Source organism: Neorhizobium sp. JUb45 (assembly GCF_004343585.1).
Classification (GTDB): Bacteria; Pseudomonadota; Alphaproteobacteria; order Rhizobiales; family Rhizobiaceae; genus Neorhizobium.
In genome coordinates this window covers 569,191-586,152 of record NZ_SLYW01000003.1, presented here as the reverse complement: position 1 = coordinate 586,152, position 16,962 = coordinate 569,191, and the positions used below count along the sequence as shown (strand labels likewise).

Genomic DNA, 16,962 nt, shown 5'->3' with positions numbered 1-16,962 from the left:
CGTAGAAAATATTGTCTGTTGCGGTGCGTGAGACGAAACCCGCATCGAGAAGGCGGCTAGACGGCGGGCGACCATCCGAGGCTCGGGGCAACCGTTTCGGCCAGATCGGTCAGCAGCCGGATATTTTCGGCCAAACCAAAGGCGGGCGGCAGGAAGAGGATGATCTCGTCCGCTGCCGCCAGACCCGGATCATTGAACACGGCTTCCAGAACCTCATCGGGTGCACCCTGAAACACCGGTGAAATCTGCGCTCCGGCTGGCTGAGCCGCGGGGATGAGCGCACCCTTGGGGCGCGACGCCGCGATGCCATTGGTGCGGCGATCCAGATCATAGGCCGCGTATTTTTCGCGCAGATCCGGCGTGGTGCCGACCAGAATGGATGCGGCAACGGCAACGGACGGCGGCTCGGTGCCCCAGATCCGGCGCCAGTTGCTGCGATAGGCCTCGATGATGCGGGCCTGATAGGCACCAAAAGTCTCGCCATCGTCCTGATCGTGCTGCACGGTGCCGCAGATCAGGCCGATCCCCAGTTCGGCAGCCTGCACGGCGGAACTCAGGCTGGCGGAACCCTGGCGAATTCTCGACCGCAGTGTCGGGCTGTGGGGTGTGACGCGAAGCTCGGCACCTTTTGGCGCGCCCTGACCCGCTTCCGTCACCGTGTGAAGGACGTCGCCCGAAAGTGCCGAGAGGAAACGCGCCTGCCGGCGTTTGGCTTCGGTGCGCGCATCGGTTTCGACCGTGCCGAAAACGGCGTCGAAGGCACCGCTCGCACCGGTCGAGATGGCCAGTTCCAGCCGGCCGCCTATCAGTAGGTCGGTGGTGCCGGCTGCTTCCGCCAGAAGGATCGGGTCCTGATAGCGCATGGGGATGACGGCCGATCCGAGCGTGATGCGGCTTGTATGCTGTCCGGCTGCCGCGAAGAAGGGCAGCGGCGATGAGAGGTAATGGTCGAAATGCCGCTGATAGGCCCAGCCGGATTGATAACCCAGTTGTTCGGCCTGCCGGTAAAGCTCGATGCCGTCGCGCAGCCCTTTGGCGGGACCATCATCGTCGTTGAAGGAGACGCGGGTGTTGAAACCCAACCGCTGTTTGGGCCGGAACGCGGCGGGCAGGGTGGTGGTCGGCAGGGCGATGGTCATGCAAACGCCTCCTTGCGCTCGGCGCGCGATACGCGCCGATGCGCCGCCTCGGATGTGTCGCCAGAGAGACCGGAGGGGATGGATTCCAGCAGCGTCGCCGTATAGGCGTGGCTCGGGTTGTCGAAAATGTCGCCAACAGTGCCGTGCTCGACGATGCGTCCGCGCTGCATGACCGAGACGGTGTGGGCAAGCTGGCGCACCAGCGCCAGATCATGCGACACGAACACATAGGTCAGGCCAAGCTTTGCCTGCAGCGACAGAAGCACCTCGACGATATCCGCCTGCACGCTGACATCGAGCGCCGAGGTCGGTTCATCGAGAACGATGACATCCGGCTTCAGCACCAGAGACCTTGCAATCGCCACGCGCTGGCGCTGGCCGCCCGAAAGCGCACCCGGTTTGCGGGAGAGGAGATGGTCGGCCAGACCGACATTGGTGAGCGCCTCGCGCACCTGCTGTGTCCGCTCTGCCGCCGTACCGATCTTGAAGCGGTCGAGAGGTTCGCGCACCAGACGCTCCACCGTCCATGTCGGGTCGAGCGAGGTGAAAGGATTCTGGTAGACCAGTTGCAGGTGACGCCAGACCGCGCGCAGATCTTTTTGCGACCGGCCGGCCAGGTCGTCGCCGGCAACCGAAATGCTGCCGGTATCGGGTTCGTCCAGCCCGAGCAGCAGCCGGATCGTCGTGGTCTTGCCCGAGCCGGATTCGCCGACCAGCGCATGGGTGGTGCCGGCCGGAACCGCGAACGAAACGTCATCGACGGCGGTCAGCACCTTGCCATCGACCTCGAATGTCTTGGTGATGGAATTGACCTCGATCTTCGGGGCCTTGGCGGTTTTGCCGTCGAGCAGGCGGAAACCCGGATCTCTCAGTTTTGCATAACGGTTCGGGTTGAGCGCCGGCACATCGGCATGCAGTTTGCGGGCATAGGCAGACGTCGGCGACGAAAATACCGATGCGGTTTTGCCGGCTTCCTGCACGCTGCCGTCTTTCAGCACCACAAGCTGGTCGGCGCGTTCGGCAGCAATCGCCAGATCGTGGGTAATCAGCAGCAGGCTGATATCCAGATCGTGCTGCAGGCGGGTGAGGAGATCGAGAATGCGCTTCTGGATCGTCACGTCGAGCGCAGAGGTCGGTTCGTCGGCGACCAGAAGGGCGGGGCGGGGTAGAACGGCAAGGCCGATCAGCACACGCTGCAACATGCCGCCGGAGAGCTGGTGCGGATAGGAATCGTAGACCCGCTGCGGGTTGTCGAGCCCCACCTGCGCGAAGGTCTCAAGAATGAGTTCCTTGCGGATCGAAGCATTGGGCTCGTCGGTCAGGGCGGCCGCCTCCATCGCCTGCGCACCGATCGTGCGAACCGGGTTGAGCGAATTGCCGGGATCCTGCGGTACGAAGCCGATGGCGCGTCCGCGCAATGGCCGGAACTGACGCTCGGACAGCGACAGCACATCCTGCCCGTCAAACACCACCTTTCCGCTGGCGTGGCCGCCGCTCGGAAGCAGCCGCAGAACGGCACGGGCGATCGTCGATTTGCCCGAGCCGGATTCGCCGATCAGCGCAAGGCTCTTGCCGCGGCCCAGCTCGAAGCTCACATCATGGACGACCTTGTTGCCGCCATAGGAAACCGAAAGATTTTCCGCGCGCACCAATGATGTCGGGTTGGCTGCATGGGAGGCTACAGTCTTGATAGCGGTGAGATGGGTATTCAGTCTGTCTTGCGAAGCCATCGGCTGATCCTGTTCACAGAGAGGACGGTCACGATCGTTACGAAAGCGGGGGCGTAAACCAGCCACGGCCATTTGAGGTAATCCTTGCCGATCGAGATCAGCAGGCCCCAGTCGGAGGAAGGCGGCGGGTCGCCGTAGCCGAGGAAGGCCAGGCTGGCGATCACCAGAATGGACTCGCCGAACTGCAGCACGGCCAGCGGCAGCACCGAGCGCGAGGCATTGGGCACAACGTGGCGTGAGAGGATATACCAGCGCGAGCCGCCCGACAGGAACGAGGCTTCCACGAAGGTCGCCTGCCGTGTCTTGATGACTTCGGAGCGAGTGACGCGGGCAAAAAACGCCACGGCCGAAATGCCGGTTGCAATCGCCGCGTTGATGGTCTCGAAGCCGATGGCCGTGACGATGATCACCGCCAGCAGAAATTTCGGGATGGACAGCAGCACGTCGACCAGACGCGCCAACAGGATATCGACCCAGCCGCCGAGAAAACCCGCCAGAAGGCCGATCAGCCCGCCGAACAGAACACCGATGACGACCGCCACAAGCGCGCTCGATACGGATGAGGCGGTGCCATAGACGACGCGGGTATAGAGGTCGCGGCCGAGATGGTCGGTGCCGAACCAATGCGACAGGCTGGGACCGAGGAGTTTGTCGGCCGGAACGCCGACGACCGGGCTGTATGTGGTGAACAGCTGCGGCGCCAGCGACCAGGCGATGACGATCGCGATCACGGCAAAGGACAGGGCGACGATAGTGGGCATGCGAAGAGCGGCGCGCCACTCCTGCCACCGGCTGACGGGGAGGGAGGAGTTCGATACAAAAGTCATGGATTCACCGCTTTGGTCGGGTCAAGAGACGGTTCACCGGCGGCTGTGGACCGGTATTTTTTCCCCACGACCATTTTGACGCGCGGATCGAGCAGTGGATACAGCAGGTCGGCGATCAGGTTGACGAGCACGAACACGACGGCGCCGAGCGAAACAATGGCCTGCAGCACAGGCAGATCCTGCGTGCTGACCGACCGCTGGACGAGACTGCCAAGACCCGTGCGGCCAAAAACGGTCTCGGTGATGAGGGAGTTTCCAAGCAGTTCGCCGACCGTCAATGCGATGACGGTGACGACCGGCAGCGACGCAGGCTTCAGGAGGTGTCTCGTAAACAGGCGCCGCTGGCCGATGCCGCGGCTGCGGGCAACCGAGGCATATTCCTGTTTGGCCTCGTGATCGAGATTGGCGATCAGCACTTCGGCGATCTGCGCCGAGAACGGAATTCCGATCGTGATTGCCGCAAACAGGGTGGCCCAGAAACTGTCGGGCTCGATGACGCGGAACAGCCTGAGCTGAAAACCGAAAAGATGAATGAGGAACAGGCCGATGACGAAATTGGGCGTCGACTGGAAGAGTGACGGGAATGCCCGCAGCAACCCCTGGCCGTAGCGCTTCGGCAGCACCTGCGTGCCGTAGGCGACCGCGAATGCCAGGAAAAGAGCGACCGCCAGTCCGCTCGACGCCAGGATCAGCGTCGAGGGAATGACTTCGGCGATCAGCGTCGATACGGGCCGGTTGGAGCGCATCGACACGCCAAGATCGCCGGTCAGGAAGCCAGAGAGCGAATGCCACAACTGCACCAGAACCGGCTGGTCCAGCCCCTGTGCCGCGATGATTTCACCGATTTCCTGTTCGGAAAAACCGTTCTGCGGGTTGCGCAAAACGCTGGTGATCGGGTCGCCAGGCAGGATGCTGACGACCACGAAGGTGAAGACATAGGCCAGCAGGATGACGACGACCGCCTGGCCGAGCCGCTTGGCGGCGTAGGTTAGGTAGGCATTGCTCATGCCGGTGCCTCGCATGGTTCGGTTGCGTTAGTCGGCGATGAAGGCCGTGTAATAGCTGGCGTAAGCCACGCCGTTATAGGTCTCGCCCTTCAGCGTCGGCGACTGCACGTAGATGCGCTGGACGATCTGGGTGCGCGGGATGAAATAACCCTGGTCGAGGACATGCTTCTGCAGGTCGTTCAAGAGCGGGCTGCGTTCATCGAAGGACCCGGCACCGGCGATACTGTCGCGCAGCTCGTTGATCTTGGCGTCGCGGTCATCCAGCGCGAACCAGTTCTCGCCGTTGTTGGCATTGGTGAGGATGCCGGCCACGGTGCCTGCATCGATGAAGCTGCGTGTCACTTCATAGGTCGGCACGGCAGCGCCGCCGAACTTCACCTTTTCGCCGTAGGTCACGACGTCATAGGCGCGGATGACGACCTTCCAGCCGAGCTTGCCGAGCTGCTGCGCGATCAGTTCGTCGACCGATTTCGAGGTGGCGAGATAGGGGTTGGAATGGATGGTCAGCACCAGTTCCTTGCCGTCCTTGGCGCGGATGCCATTGGCGCCCTTCACCCAGCCGGCCTCGTCGAGCAGCTTTTCGGCCTTGGCCGGGTCAAATGCCAGAAGCGCGCTCTGGTCGGTCGCTCCGGGCACGTTGCTCTGGATGAACGAGGTCGCGAGCTTCCAGTCCGGCGTATAGACGGTGTCGATGATTTCCTGGCGGTTGATGCCGGCCTGCAGCGCCTGGCGTACCTTCACGTCGTCATATGGGGCATGTTTGGTGTTGACCGCCCAGCCATTGACGAAACCGAGATAACGCGGCGTGGCGACGGTAAAGCCTTCTTCCTTGAGCGACTTCAATTCCTGGGGCGATGCGTTATAGGCGACATCCGCCTGTCCGGACTGAACCGAGGCGACGCGCAGCGATGGTTCCGAGACCAGCTTGTAGGTAATCGTATCGAGGAAGGCCGGGCCGGTATGGCCGACGGCTGCCGGTCCCCAGTTATAGTCCTTGCGCTTGGTGAGTGTGACGTGGTCGCCCTCTTTCCAGCTCTCGACCACATAAGGGCCGCTGCCGGCGGTCTTGCTGAGATCCGCCTGTGCCGAGGCAGGCTGGGCGATGCTCTTTGGCGAGATCAGGATCGAGCCGTGATAACCGAGTGTGGGAATGAAACCGAGTGTCGGCTTCTTGAAAAAGACCTTCACCGTGGCGGCATCGACGGCTTCGGCGCGGTCATAGGTTTTCGGGAAGAGGCCGATCGGGTTGATGCCTTCGTTCTTGCGACCGGCATACCAGATATCGAGATTGGCAACGACGGCCTTGGCATCCAGCGGCTCGCCATCGGAGAAGGTCACACCGCTCTTCAGGTGAAGGGTGAATTCGGTGGCGTTGTCGTTCTGCTCCCAGCGTTCGGCAAGCCAAGGGCTGACCTTGCCCTCGGCATCGACGTAGAGAAGCTTGTCGGTGACATGGCCCCAGATATGGCCCTGAAAGCTGGAGATCGCGCTGTTGTTGGGGATCCAGGTATCGCCCAGCGAGTCGATCAGGAAGGTGATGTCGCCGCCCTCCTTGGGTGTGTCGGCGGCCAGAACCGGAGACAGGCCGGTTGTCGCGACAAGTGTTACGGCAGCCAAAGCTGACGCGGTCAGCAACAGGCGGCGTCGGGAAAGAGACAGAAGGGTGGAACGGTCGGTCATGGGTAAATCCTGAGGCTTGACGTTGTTGCCGGTTCTGGTTGCGGATCGGATTCCCCCGTTCCGCAGATGCGTTCTGATCCTGTCGGCGCTGTAAAAAGCGCGCAGAAAACCGTTCGCCGATGGATGAACCGCTCGGCGAGGGCGCCCGCTCAGAGGACGGGTTGCTGGTGAATGAACGAGGGAGGCTTTTGCCTATTCGCTACAGATGCGTCTTCGTGTTGGTTTGACAAAAATCATGAGAGCAAGCCTAGGCAAGACAGCGTCAACGAGGAAGACCGATCATTCTCTTTCTATGGACTTAGTAGATTATTTTCTTCTGTTTCAGCGTTTGTGAGGGTCTGCTTTTCCGATGTGGTCCCATGCAAATTGCGAGGGCGGGGATCAGCGTCCGTCGGCCGAGAAGGCCATTGCCTCGAAAATCCGCACTGCGGGCAGTTCGCCGGAAAACCGTTCCACCTCGACGCGGGTCAATTGGCCGGTCGACCCTTGAGCCAGTTTCGACGTGCCGATGTCGTGGGTCAGAATATTGGGGTTGCCGTGGATGCACATGGCATCTGCTGCAGCCGGATCGTCGGCTTCGAACCAGGCGCCGGTTGCCAGCTGCATCACGCCCGGCCGCACATCCTCGCTGATTATCGCAGCCGCAAGGCAGCTGCCGCGGGCGTTGAACAGTTTTACGATGTCGCCATCCGTGATGCCGCGCGCCGCCGCATCCGCCGGGTTTATGCGCACCGGTTCGCGATCCCTGATCTTGGTGGAACGGCTGAAACCGCCATAATCGAGCTGGCTGTGCAGCCGCTGGTGCGGCTGGTTGCAGACCAGATGCAATTGAAAACGCGCATCCTCTGTCTCGGCGCGCGGCGGATAAAATCGCGGATGGCCACCACAGTCGTCGTAACCAAAACCGTCGACGGTGTCGGAAAAGATCTCGATCTTGCCGGACGGCGTCTGCAATGGGGATGCTGCCGGATCCTGTCGGAATGCGTTTGCCGGGCCACCCTTATCCGGCTTGGTCGGCAGATGCAGTTCGCCCTGGCGCCAGAAGGTTTCGAAATCGGGCGCCTCATGGCCGGCGGCTGCAAGCGCCGTTCGCGTCGTCTCGAACAGGGCTGCCAACCATTCCTTCGATGTCCGGCCTTCCGTAAACGTCTCGGACGTGCCGAGCAGGCGCGACAGGTCGGCAAAGATGTCGTAGTCGTCGCGTGCCTCTCCCACTGGATCGATCAGCCGCTTCATGGCGATGATCAGGGGATCACGGTCGGCGGCACCGATGTCGTCGCGCTCGATCGTCGTCGTTGCCGGCAGCACGATATCGGCAAAACGCGCCGTCGAGGTCCAGGCGGATTCGTGAACGATCAGCGTATCCGGTTTGCGAAACGCGCGCCGCAGCCGGTTGATATCCTGATGGTGGTGAAACGGGTTGCCGCCCGCCCAATAGACAAGGCGGATGTCCGGGTAATGCAGCGCCTTGCCGTTGTAGTGAAATTCCTCGCCCGGATGCAGCAGCATGTCGGAAATGCGCGCAACGGGAATGAAATCGGTAACCGGGTTTTTGAACTGGTTGAGAGTGGGCAGCGGAGCGGCCAGCAGGCTTTTGCCGATATTGCCGAGTGCGCCGAGAGAATAGGAATAACCGCCGCCATCCAGCCCGATCTGGCCGAGCATGGCGGCCAGAACGATGCCCATCCACACCGGTTGCTCGCCATAATCGGCGCGCTGCAGCGAATGGCTGACGGTGATCAGGGTGCGCGAGCGCGCCATCTGGCGGGCGAGATCGGTGATCACCTCGGCACCAATGCCGCAGATTTTTGCTGCCCATTCCGGCGTCTTTGCGACACTATCCGTGCGTCCCAGCAGATAATCTTCGAATTTCCCGTAACCGACCGTGTAACGATCGAGAAAATCACGGTCATGCAGGTCTTCGGTCACGAGCACATGTGCCAGAGCCAGCATCAGCGCCATGTCGGTGCCCGGAATGATCGGCAGCCAATCGGCATTCACATCGGCGGGAAAATCGTCGCGCAGCGGACTGATCAGCGCAAACCGTGCGCCACGAGCGCTGGCGCCGCGCAGTTTTGGCAGAACCACATGCTGGCTGATGCCGCCCCCATGCACATCGGTGTTTTTCACCGCCATGCCGCCGAAGGCCACCAGAAGTTCGGTTGAGCGCTCGATGGCATCCCATGTCACGCTCTTGCGGTCGACACTGTCATAAGGCCCCAGTACATGCGGAATGATCACCATCGCCGCACCGGAACTGTAGGTGTTGACCGATTTCACATAACCGCCGAGCACGTTGAGAAAACGATGGATCTGGCTCTGCGCGTGATGAAAGCGGCCGGCACTCGACCAGCCATAGGAGCCGCCGAAAACGGCGGTCGGGCCAAACACGTCGTAAACGCGGCGCAGCTCCTTCGAGACCAGCTCCAGCGCTTCTGCCCAGCTGACCTCCACGAATTCGTCGGCACCGCGCATCTGTTCATGACCCGGCTTGCCCTCCAGCCAGCCGCGTCTGACCGCCGGCCGGCGAATGCGCACCGGGCTGTCGGCAATCGCCGGGATATTGCCGAGAAGCGGCGACGGGTGCGGATCGCCCGGATGAGACCTGATTTCAAGCCTCCCGTTTTCCAGACGACCGGAAAAGGCGCCCCAATGGGAACTGTGCGGCTGAAAACTGTTCATCGCGAATTATCCTGATGATTGGGGCGCTGACAAACGGATCGATCCTAATCCGGCAGAATCTTTCCGGGGTTCATGATGCCGGTTGGATCGATGGCATTCTTGATGACCGCCATCAGATCGACGGCATCGCCGTGTTCCTTGCGCAAATATTTGATCTTGCCGGTGCCGACGCCATGCTCGCCGGTCGAGGTGCCACCGACCGAAATGGCATATTCGACCATTTTGGAGTTGATGGCTGCGACCTCGTCGAGTTCGGCCTGATTGGTCGGATCGACCGCGAAGACGACGTGGTAATTGCCATCTCCGACATGGCCAAGAATGGCATTGGGTACGGAGCAGCCGACCAGCAATTCACGCGTCTTGATGATGCAGCCGCTCAGCTGCGAAACCGGCACGCAGACATCGGAAGACCAGCCCTTTGCATTGGGACGTTGCGAAACGACCGCATACCAGGCGTTGTGCCGCGCCTTCCACAGGCGGTTACGATCTTCCGGTGTCTTTGCCCATTCGAAATCCTTGCCGCCATTCTCCTTGACGATCGCCTCCACCATCTCGACCTGTTCCTGCACGCCTGCCGGCGAGCCGTGGAATTCGAAAGCGAGCGTGTCTTCGATCTTGAGCGGCAGGTTCGAGTAGGCGTTGACCGCCTTGATCAGCCCGCGATCCATCAGCTCCATGCGCGCAACCGGAATGCCGAGCTGCACGACCGCGATCGCGGCCGCAACCGCGTCCTCAACGTTTTCAAACGAGCACAGTGCCGCCGAGATCGTCTCGGGAATGCCGTAAAGCCGCAGCGTCACTTCGGTGATGATGCCGAGCGTGCCTTCCGAACCGACGAACAGCCGGGTCAGATCATAACCGGCAGACGATTTTCGCGCGCGGCCGCCGGTCTTGATGATCTTGCCATTGGGCAGCACCACGGTCAGCGACAGCACGTTTTCGCGCATCGTGCCGTAACGCACCGCATTGGTGCCGGAAGCGCGGGTCGAAGCCATGCCGCCGATCGAGGCATTGGCGCCGGGATCGATCGGGAAAAACAGGCCCATGTCGCGCAGATGCGTGTTCAACTGTTCGCGGGTCACACCGGCCTCGACCGTGCAATCGAGATCCTCCGCGCTGATGCGGGTGATGTTCGACATCCGCGACAGATCGATCGAAACGCCGCCGCGCACCGCCGTCAGGTGCCCTTCCAGCGAAGTGCCGGCGCCGAACGCGATGACCGGCACGCCATCGGCTGCACACAGCTTGACGATTTCGGCCACTTCCTCGGTGGTTTGCGCAAACACGACGGCATCGGGAATGGCCGGCGTGTGGTGGGATTCGCCGCGACCATGCTGTTCGCGCAAGGCCTGCGCGGTGGAGTAACGATCACCGAAACGGCTGCCGAGCGTGTCCGCAAGGGCTGCGGAGAAACCGCTCACTTTGCCGCTCCCGATGCGCTCGGCCCGGTATCGACAGGCGTTTCGCCCGGCTGGCCCCATTCTGTCCATGCACCGTCATAAATGGCGACATCGTCCTTGCCGGCCAGATGCAGGCCGAAGGCAAGGGCGGCTGCCGTGACACCTGAGCCGCAGCTGGCGATCACGGGCGCGGCAAAATCGAGACCTGCCTTTTCGAAGGCCGCGCGGATTTGCGACACATCCAGCAATTCGCCGGTCTGCGGGTTGGTCAGCGCGTTGAACGGCAGGTTGAGACTGCCGGGAATGTGGCCGGAGCGCAGGCCGGGCCGGGCTTCCTTCTCCTCGGCGGTAAAGCGTCCGGCCGAGCGGGCGTCGATCACCTGTTCGGCCTGGGTGCCGAGATTGCCGAGAACCTGAGCCTTTGAGCGCACGGCGGCTGGGTCGAATGCAGCTTTGAAATTGCCCCTGGTGACCGATGCCGGTTGCGCCGTTACCGGCCGACCTTCCGCCTGCCACTTGCGCAACCCGCCATTCAGGATCGCAACCTTGTCGTGACCGAAGGTGCGCAAGGTCCACCAGACGCGGCCGGCCGACATCAGGCCGGGTGTGTCGTAAATCACGACCACGCTGTCGTTGGAGATGCCGAGATCCGCGGCATAATTTTCGAATGCTCCGGCGGTCGGCAGCATGTGCGGCAATGCACTGTCGTGATCGGCAACGTTGTCGATGTCGAAGAAGCGGGCGCCCGGAATGTGTCTTGCGGCAAAGTCTTCCGCCGCAATCGGCGTGGCACCCGGCAGCTTGAACGAGCCGTCGAGAATGACGAGGTCCGGATCATCGAGGTGGGAGGCCAGCCATTCGGTGGAAACGAGAGAACCGGGCAAGGAAAGCGACATGAAAAAACTCCTGAAAGACAGGCTTGCTGCAGAATGGAAACGGCCGCGACGGATATCGCGGCCGGTCTTGATGATCGATCAGGCGACGAGTTTTTCACCCTTGAGGTGACGTTCCAGGAACTGCAGGCTGTCCTGTCCCCAGTAGAGTTCGCCTTCGTAACGATAGGTCGGAATGCCGAACACGCCATCGGCCTTGGCGGTTTCCTGATTGGTTTTCCAGATGGCCTGCACGGCATCGCCATGCGCCTGCTCTTCAAGCGCAGCACCGTCAAAACCGGCGGCATCGGCAATGGCGCGGCGCACTTCGGCCTTGCCGATATCTTCACCGCGACCCCAGAAGGCTTCGTGCAGCGCGCGGGCAAGCTTCAGCCAGTCCTGACCAGCTTCAGCCGCGGCAATCACCAGAAAACCGGCCGGTGTCGGATCCGAAAGGGCAGCGCGATTATCGAAATTCAGCACCTTGCCGCGCAGGGCGGCCCAGCGCTTCAGATCCTTGGTCCAATAGGCGCGACGCGCCTCCGGGCGGTTGCGCGAATAGATCGCGCCATTGTCCTCGATCAGCGGAATGACATGCGGAACGATCGTTGCATTCTGTTCAGCCGCAAGCGCCGCAAACGCATCCAGGCCGACATAGGCCCAGGGCGATCCGAGGCCGAAAAAGTAATCGATGGTCTTGGTCATGTCATATCCTCCGAATGTCGGCCGCGCCTGAACAATCGGCAGCCTGATGTTTTGTAGAACGGTCGTTCTTGGTGGCCTTTTATGGCATAGTCGCGCCACATCCGAAGGAATTGGATTTCGATTAAAGGCGCTTATCCGGAATATTTTCCGCTCAAGCGCGCGACTTCGGCTGTGCGGGCGGCGTCATTGGTCCTTGACGAGCATTGCCGCAATGGTTTTGGCTGTTGCCGCAGCACCCGCCTCCCGCCGCAGGATGGAGCCTGCAAGTGCGCCTTCGTAAAGAAGCAGCAACTGTTCGGCGATTGCGCCATCCGGATCCTTCTGCAGCAGACCTGCGAAAAAATCCTTCAGGAAAATTTTGTGATTGCGTGCCGCTTCCTGAATTTTCGGCGATTGCGGGTTTTCGATCGCCGCGATCAGGAAGGCGCAGCCGCGAAAGTTGTCGGCGCTGGTCTTGCGTTCCAGATTTGCAAAGACATCGAGAATGGCGCCAGCGCCGGTTCGTCCCGACGTGACGTCCGCCAGCTGTTGGCGCACTGCGGCATCGCGTTTTTCCAGATAGGCGACGAGCAGGTCTTCCTTGCTGTCGAAGTGGCGATAGAAGGTTGCCCGCGTCGTTTGCAGATGCCGCACCAGCTCGGTCATGCCGACCAGATAGGTACCGCTGGCATAAAAAATGTCGCCCAGGCGCGCCAGAAGGTCGTCGCGGGTCGATCTGTCACCTGATGTCATCACTGTCTGCCGGACTTGCGGATTCTCTTGTCACCCGATGATGGAGACGGGGCCGAGACGGGTCAAGCCGGGACTGACGTTTCACCACTCGGGTTGCCGCAACAGACTGCGGCAATCGGCGCCTTGTCGGCAGGCCATATGCCAAGGACTCGGCTTGCCGACAGCAAGAAGACCTCTCCACTTTGCCGAAGCAAGTCCATGGTTTGCTTGCCGCGGTGTGACCGTGGCTTGAACCAAATCTTGGGTTAGAGGTTCGGTTCCGCTCTCTTCGTCGGCAGCACGACCGGTGTTTTGATCAGGGGGCGTGCCTACAATAAGCCATCAGCCATTTTGACCAGATGGGCGACCGATTTTGCCTTCATCTTCCCCATCATGTGACCCCTGTGCAGCTTCACTGTTGGCTCCGCCAGCATCAGCTCTGCGGCGATCTGCTTGTTCAGTTTGCCGGCGATCACCAATGCCATTATTTGACGCTCACGCTCCGTCAGCGTCATGTATCTCGATTGGATGACCGCTTTCGCCGTTCTTTCCTCTCGGCGAAAGGCGTCATTGGCAATCGCCCGGTTGACGGCTTCCAGCAGATCTTGCTCGCGAACCGGCTTGGTCAGGACATCTATTGCGCCGGCCTTCATTGCCCTCACCGCCATTGGCACGTCGACATGGGCGCTGATGAGCACGACGGACCGCGGAAGATTGCTCTTCGCCAACGCCTCTTGAAACTCAAGCCCGCTTTGGCCGGGAAGGCGTATGTCGAGAACGATACATCCGGCCTTTTCGGGATCGTCTGCTTCCATGAAATCTTTTACGGAACCGTGTGTCTCGACGCTCAGGCCCACTGACTCGAACAGTCCTTTAAGGGCTTCGCGGACGCTTTGATCGTCATCGATGATGATGACCGTTGGCCGCCTGTTCTTCTTGTCATCGATCAACGGCCGTCTCCTTGAAGCGGGATAGCGTGAACAGGAATGAGCTTCCGTGCGGATGATTGGCTGTCGCCCAGATGCGCCCTCCGTGTGCTTCGACGATGGAACGGCAGATCGACAGCCCCATTCCTATCCCATCGGATTTCGTGGTGAAGAACGGCTCGAACACGCGGTCGAGCTGTTCGGGCGGTATCCCTTTGCCGGTGTCGGAAACGCGAACCTCGACTTCGCCTTCATTGCCACGCCTGCACGCGACCCTGATGACGGCTTCTGAACCTTGCGGTGTTGCCTCGGCGCCGTTCATGATCAGATTGAGAAGGACCTGCTGAAGCTGGGTGCGATCACCGAGAATATCGACAGGTTCCGGAGTCAGATCCAGAGCGACCTGCAGGCCTCGCGATTGCAACTCTTCCCGCAAAAGAAAAAGCACGTCGCCGAGCGCTTTCTTGAAATCGGTTTTCTCCATCCGCGCAGGAGACTTTTGGGCCATCGCACGTATGCTGGTGACGATCTCGCCGGCACGATGCCCATCCGTCACGACCCGCTCCGCTGCCAAACGGGCCTGTTCAAGATCCGTGTGTCCATCTTGCAGCCAGCGGAGGCATGTTCCAGCATTGGTTACGGCTGCCATGAGTGGCTGATTGATCTCGTGCGCAATCGAAACCGCGAGTTCGCCGATCGTCGTAACACGGGTGACCTGCGCGAGGTGGCTTTGGCTTTGCCGCAAGGATTCCTCGGCGCGCTTGCGGTCTTCGATGTCGACCACAATGCCATACCAGCGGACAACATTGCCCTGCGCATCCAGCAAAGGACTTTGCCGAAGATTAAACCACCTGTACTCACCGTCGAACCGCCTGATGCGGGCGTCTACCGGGTTGGGTTGCCTGGTGGCGACCACGTCCTCCCAACTTGTTCGCATACGTTCGACGTCATCAGGATGGAACATGCGATAAAAACCAAAGCCGACGATTTCCTCAAAAGGCAGGCCGACGAAATCGATAAGGTTCTTGTTCCAATACTCAAGCTGCCCATCCGACGTACATGACCACGCCATGGCAGGGATAGTATTGATGATGAGGTTGAGCTTATGTTCGCTCTCCCTGAGCGCTGTCTCACTTTCCCTGAGGGCATTTTCCGCAAACTGGAGGTTCTCGATGTCGATATTGACGCCGAACCAGCGGACGACGCCGTTGGCATCCGTCAGCTTCCGGCCGGAAAAATAGAACCAGCGGTATTGTCCGTCCCGTCCTCGAATTCGGCCTTTCAGCTGCGTATGATCCGAATGCGCGAGATCACGCTTCCAGATTTCCACCATCCCGGGAATATCATCGGGGTGATAAAGATCGAGAAATCCCCAATCGAGGATCCGTTCAGCCGGCAGTCCAGCGTAATCCAGCCAGCTTTTGTTGACGAAATCGGCACTGCCGTCAGGGCGCGCCGACCATACGAGAACAGGAAGCGAATTGATGATGAGTCTTAGGTTTTCTTCACTGGCCGCCAGTGCCGATTTTGTCTCTTTCAGAGCATTTTCGGCCTGTTTTCGATCTTCAATATCAAGGACGACACCATACCACCTGGCGACATTTCCGTCATGGTCGAGCTTGGGCTTCTGCCGGAGACTGCACCAGCGATAGTCTCCATCGGCGCGTCTTATCCGCCCTTCGACTTCTCTTCCCGTCTTCGAAATCATGATGCTCCGCCACTGCGAGCCCAGGTGATCTACGTCATCGGGGTGAAAGAGCCGGTAGAAATTTTCGCCCGCAATGTCGGCAAGCGACATGCCGATATATTCAAGAAAGTGCTGATTGGCGAAGTCGAGCATTCCATCAGACGTCGTAGACCATGCCATTGCCGGTATGAGGTCGATGATCGCGTCGAAGTCCTGCTGCTTTTCCAAGTCCATTCCCCAGTGCTTCGCGTCGCCGGCACGGGCTGAAAACTACGCGTTTTCTCGTCGAGGCGTTAGGCAAGATTGATAGACGAAAGTCTATTTTTGCAGTGCCTCCGTCTAGCTGCGTATGACCTAGATCGCAATTGCGAGCGGGCATCCACCGACCTACTCATACCGTGAAAGCAGTGCTTGGACGCCGACGGATACGGGGCGATCAGCGCACACCATGCGTGCTTTTTGCCATGCCTGACGCGAAGCAGCCACGCGGTGATGCTGACGCCGCCGCACGATGTCTGCGCGATCATCAGAACCGCAGCCGAAACCGTAACAGCGCAAAGCTGACAATATCGATCAACGGATCAGGAGGAAGACGTCATGTCTCAACTTTCACGCCGCGCCTTTACCAGCGCCCTGCCTCTCGGCCTTGTCGGCGGTAGCCTTATCGGTGGAAGCCTGCTGGGCAGTTCGCCCGCCCAGGCAGCAAAGCAGGTTGCTGCCGGCACGCCTGTTGCGGTAACCCCGTTTGCGCAGATCCGCATCGGCCGGTTCACCGTGACCGCGTTGACGGACGGTCATGCGGATATGCCATACGACTATTTTCCGGGACGTTCCGCGCCCGAGGTCGAGAAGGCTGCGAAAGCACAGTTTACCGCCCGGCCGAGCGGGGTTCGGTTCCTCTTCAACCAGTATCTGGTCGAGGATGGCCAGCGCCGCATCCTCATCGATGCCGGTGCTGCGGGTTCGATCGGGGAGACCGGGCACCTGCCGCAGGCACTCGCCGCACTTGGATTGACGCCCGATCAGATCGATGCGGTCATCGTGACGCATATGCATCAGGATCACATGGGTGGGTTGGTTCTGGGAGGCAAGAACAATTATCCCGGAGCAGAGATCTATATCGATCGCCGCGATGTCACCCATTGGACCGATCCGGCAAAACGCAACGGTGCGCCTGATTTTCTGCAGCCCAGCTTCAAGATGGCGGAGGAGGTCGCGAGGCTGTATCCGAGGCTCCAGGCGATAGACGGAGAGCGCGAGATTTCGCCGGGCGTTTCGATCGTGGACCTGACGGGCCATACACCCGGCCATATCGGCGTGCGGATCGAAGACGGCAGAAAGAGCCTGATCATGGTTTCGGACATGATCTTTCCGGTCGTGCATCCGGTGGCGACCGATGTATTTTTCCTGTTCGAGCAGGACCGTGCCGCGGCCCAGGCCATGCGCGACCGCTTCTTTCCGCGTGCCGCATCGGAAGGGGCGCTTATCGCCGCCACGCACATGCCATTTCCCGGCCTTGGCCGCGTGGTCGCCGATCGTGGCGAACTGCGTTGGCAGACCGCAGACTGGGCGTTGCAAGACTGATACAATTCTGAA

At 60.6% G+C, this 16,962-nt stretch carries 13 protein-coding genes; 1 reads left to right on the top strand and 12 read right to left on the bottom strand.

Annotation, left to right across the window (positions count from 1 at the left end; translation table 11 throughout):
- Window positions 1-56 precede the first annotated feature (56 nt).
- From EDF70_RS15265 to EDF70_RS15210, 12 genes are all read right to left on the bottom strand, one after another.
- Window positions 57-1,139, bottom strand: coding sequence for an LLM class flavin-dependent oxidoreductase (locus EDF70_RS15265; RefSeq protein WP_132275008.1), 1,083 nt, complete (start codon window positions 1,137-1,139; stop codon window positions 57-59).
- Window positions 1,136-2,869: an ABC transporter ATP-binding protein gene (locus EDF70_RS15260; protein WP_132275005.1), complete on the bottom strand. Its 1,734-nt coding sequence runs from the start codon at window positions 2,867-2,869 to the stop codon at window positions 1,136-1,138. The genes EDF70_RS15265 and EDF70_RS15260 overlap by 4 nt, the downstream gene beginning before the upstream one ends.
- On the bottom strand, window positions 2,848-3,696 hold the full coding sequence (locus EDF70_RS15255; protein ID WP_132275002.1) for an ABC transporter permease: 849 nt from the start codon (window positions 3,694-3,696) through the stop codon (window positions 2,848-2,850). The genes EDF70_RS15260 and EDF70_RS15255 overlap by 22 nt, the downstream gene beginning before the upstream one ends.
- Window positions 3,693-4,703 carry an ABC transporter permease gene (locus EDF70_RS15250; RefSeq protein ID WP_132274999.1) on the bottom strand — a complete coding sequence of 337 codons (1,011 nt, stop codon included), beginning with the start codon at window positions 4,701-4,703 and terminating at the stop codon, window positions 3,693-3,695. Before EDF70_RS15250 ends, EDF70_RS15255 begins: the two co-directional genes overlap by 4 nt.
- Window positions 4,704-4,730: 27 nt before the next feature.
- Window positions 4,731-6,383: an ABC transporter substrate-binding protein gene (locus EDF70_RS15245; protein WP_132274997.1), complete on the bottom strand. Its 1,653-nt coding sequence runs from the start codon at window positions 6,381-6,383 to the stop codon at window positions 4,731-4,733.
- Between the two features lie 381 nt (window positions 6,384-6,764).
- Window positions 6,765-9,065: a molybdopterin guanine dinucleotide-containing S/N-oxide reductase gene (locus EDF70_RS15240; protein ID WP_132274994.1), complete on the bottom strand. Its 2,301-nt coding sequence runs from the start codon at window positions 9,063-9,065 to the stop codon at window positions 6,765-6,767.
- Window positions 9,066-9,109: 44 nt separating this feature from the next.
- On the bottom strand, window positions 9,110-10,486 hold the full coding sequence (locus tag EDF70_RS15235; RefSeq protein ID WP_132274992.1) for an FAD-linked oxidase C-terminal domain-containing protein: 1,377 nt from the start codon (window positions 10,484-10,486) through the stop codon (window positions 9,110-9,112).
- Window positions 10,483-11,361, bottom strand: a complete 879-nt coding sequence (sseA, locus tag EDF70_RS15230) for a 3-mercaptopyruvate sulfurtransferase (protein ID WP_132274989.1) — start codon at window positions 11,359-11,361, stop codon at window positions 10,483-10,485. Before sseA ends, EDF70_RS15235 begins: the two co-directional genes overlap by 4 nt.
- A gap of 78 nt (window positions 11,362-11,439) precedes the next feature.
- Entirely contained in the window at window positions 11,440-12,042 is a 603-nt protein-coding gene (locus EDF70_RS15225) for a DsbA family protein (RefSeq protein ID WP_132274987.1), read from the bottom strand.
- A gap of 183 nt (window positions 12,043-12,225) precedes the next feature.
- Window positions 12,226-12,774: a TetR/AcrR family transcriptional regulator gene (locus EDF70_RS15220; protein WP_132274984.1), complete on the bottom strand. Its 549-nt coding sequence runs from the start codon at window positions 12,772-12,774 to the stop codon at window positions 12,226-12,228.
- 308 nt (window positions 12,775-13,082) lie between these two features.
- Entirely contained in the window at window positions 13,083-13,703 is a 621-nt protein-coding gene (locus EDF70_RS15215; RefSeq protein ID WP_132274981.1) for a response regulator, read from the bottom strand.
- Window positions 13,693-15,594: a PAS domain-containing sensor histidine kinase gene (locus EDF70_RS15210; RefSeq protein WP_132274978.1), complete on the bottom strand. Its 1,902-nt coding sequence runs from the start codon at window positions 15,592-15,594 to the stop codon at window positions 13,693-13,695. Before EDF70_RS15210 ends, EDF70_RS15215 begins: the two co-directional genes overlap by 11 nt.
- A gap of 369 nt (window positions 15,595-15,963) precedes the next feature.
- On the opposite strand from EDF70_RS15210, the gene EDF70_RS15205 reads away from it, so the two are divergent.
- Window positions 15,964-16,950 (top strand): MBL fold metallo-hydrolase, encoded by a 987-nt coding sequence (locus EDF70_RS15205; RefSeq protein WP_132274975.1) that lies wholly within the window; start codon window positions 15,964-15,966, stop codon window positions 16,948-16,950.
- Window positions 16,951-16,962 lie beyond the last annotated feature (12 nt).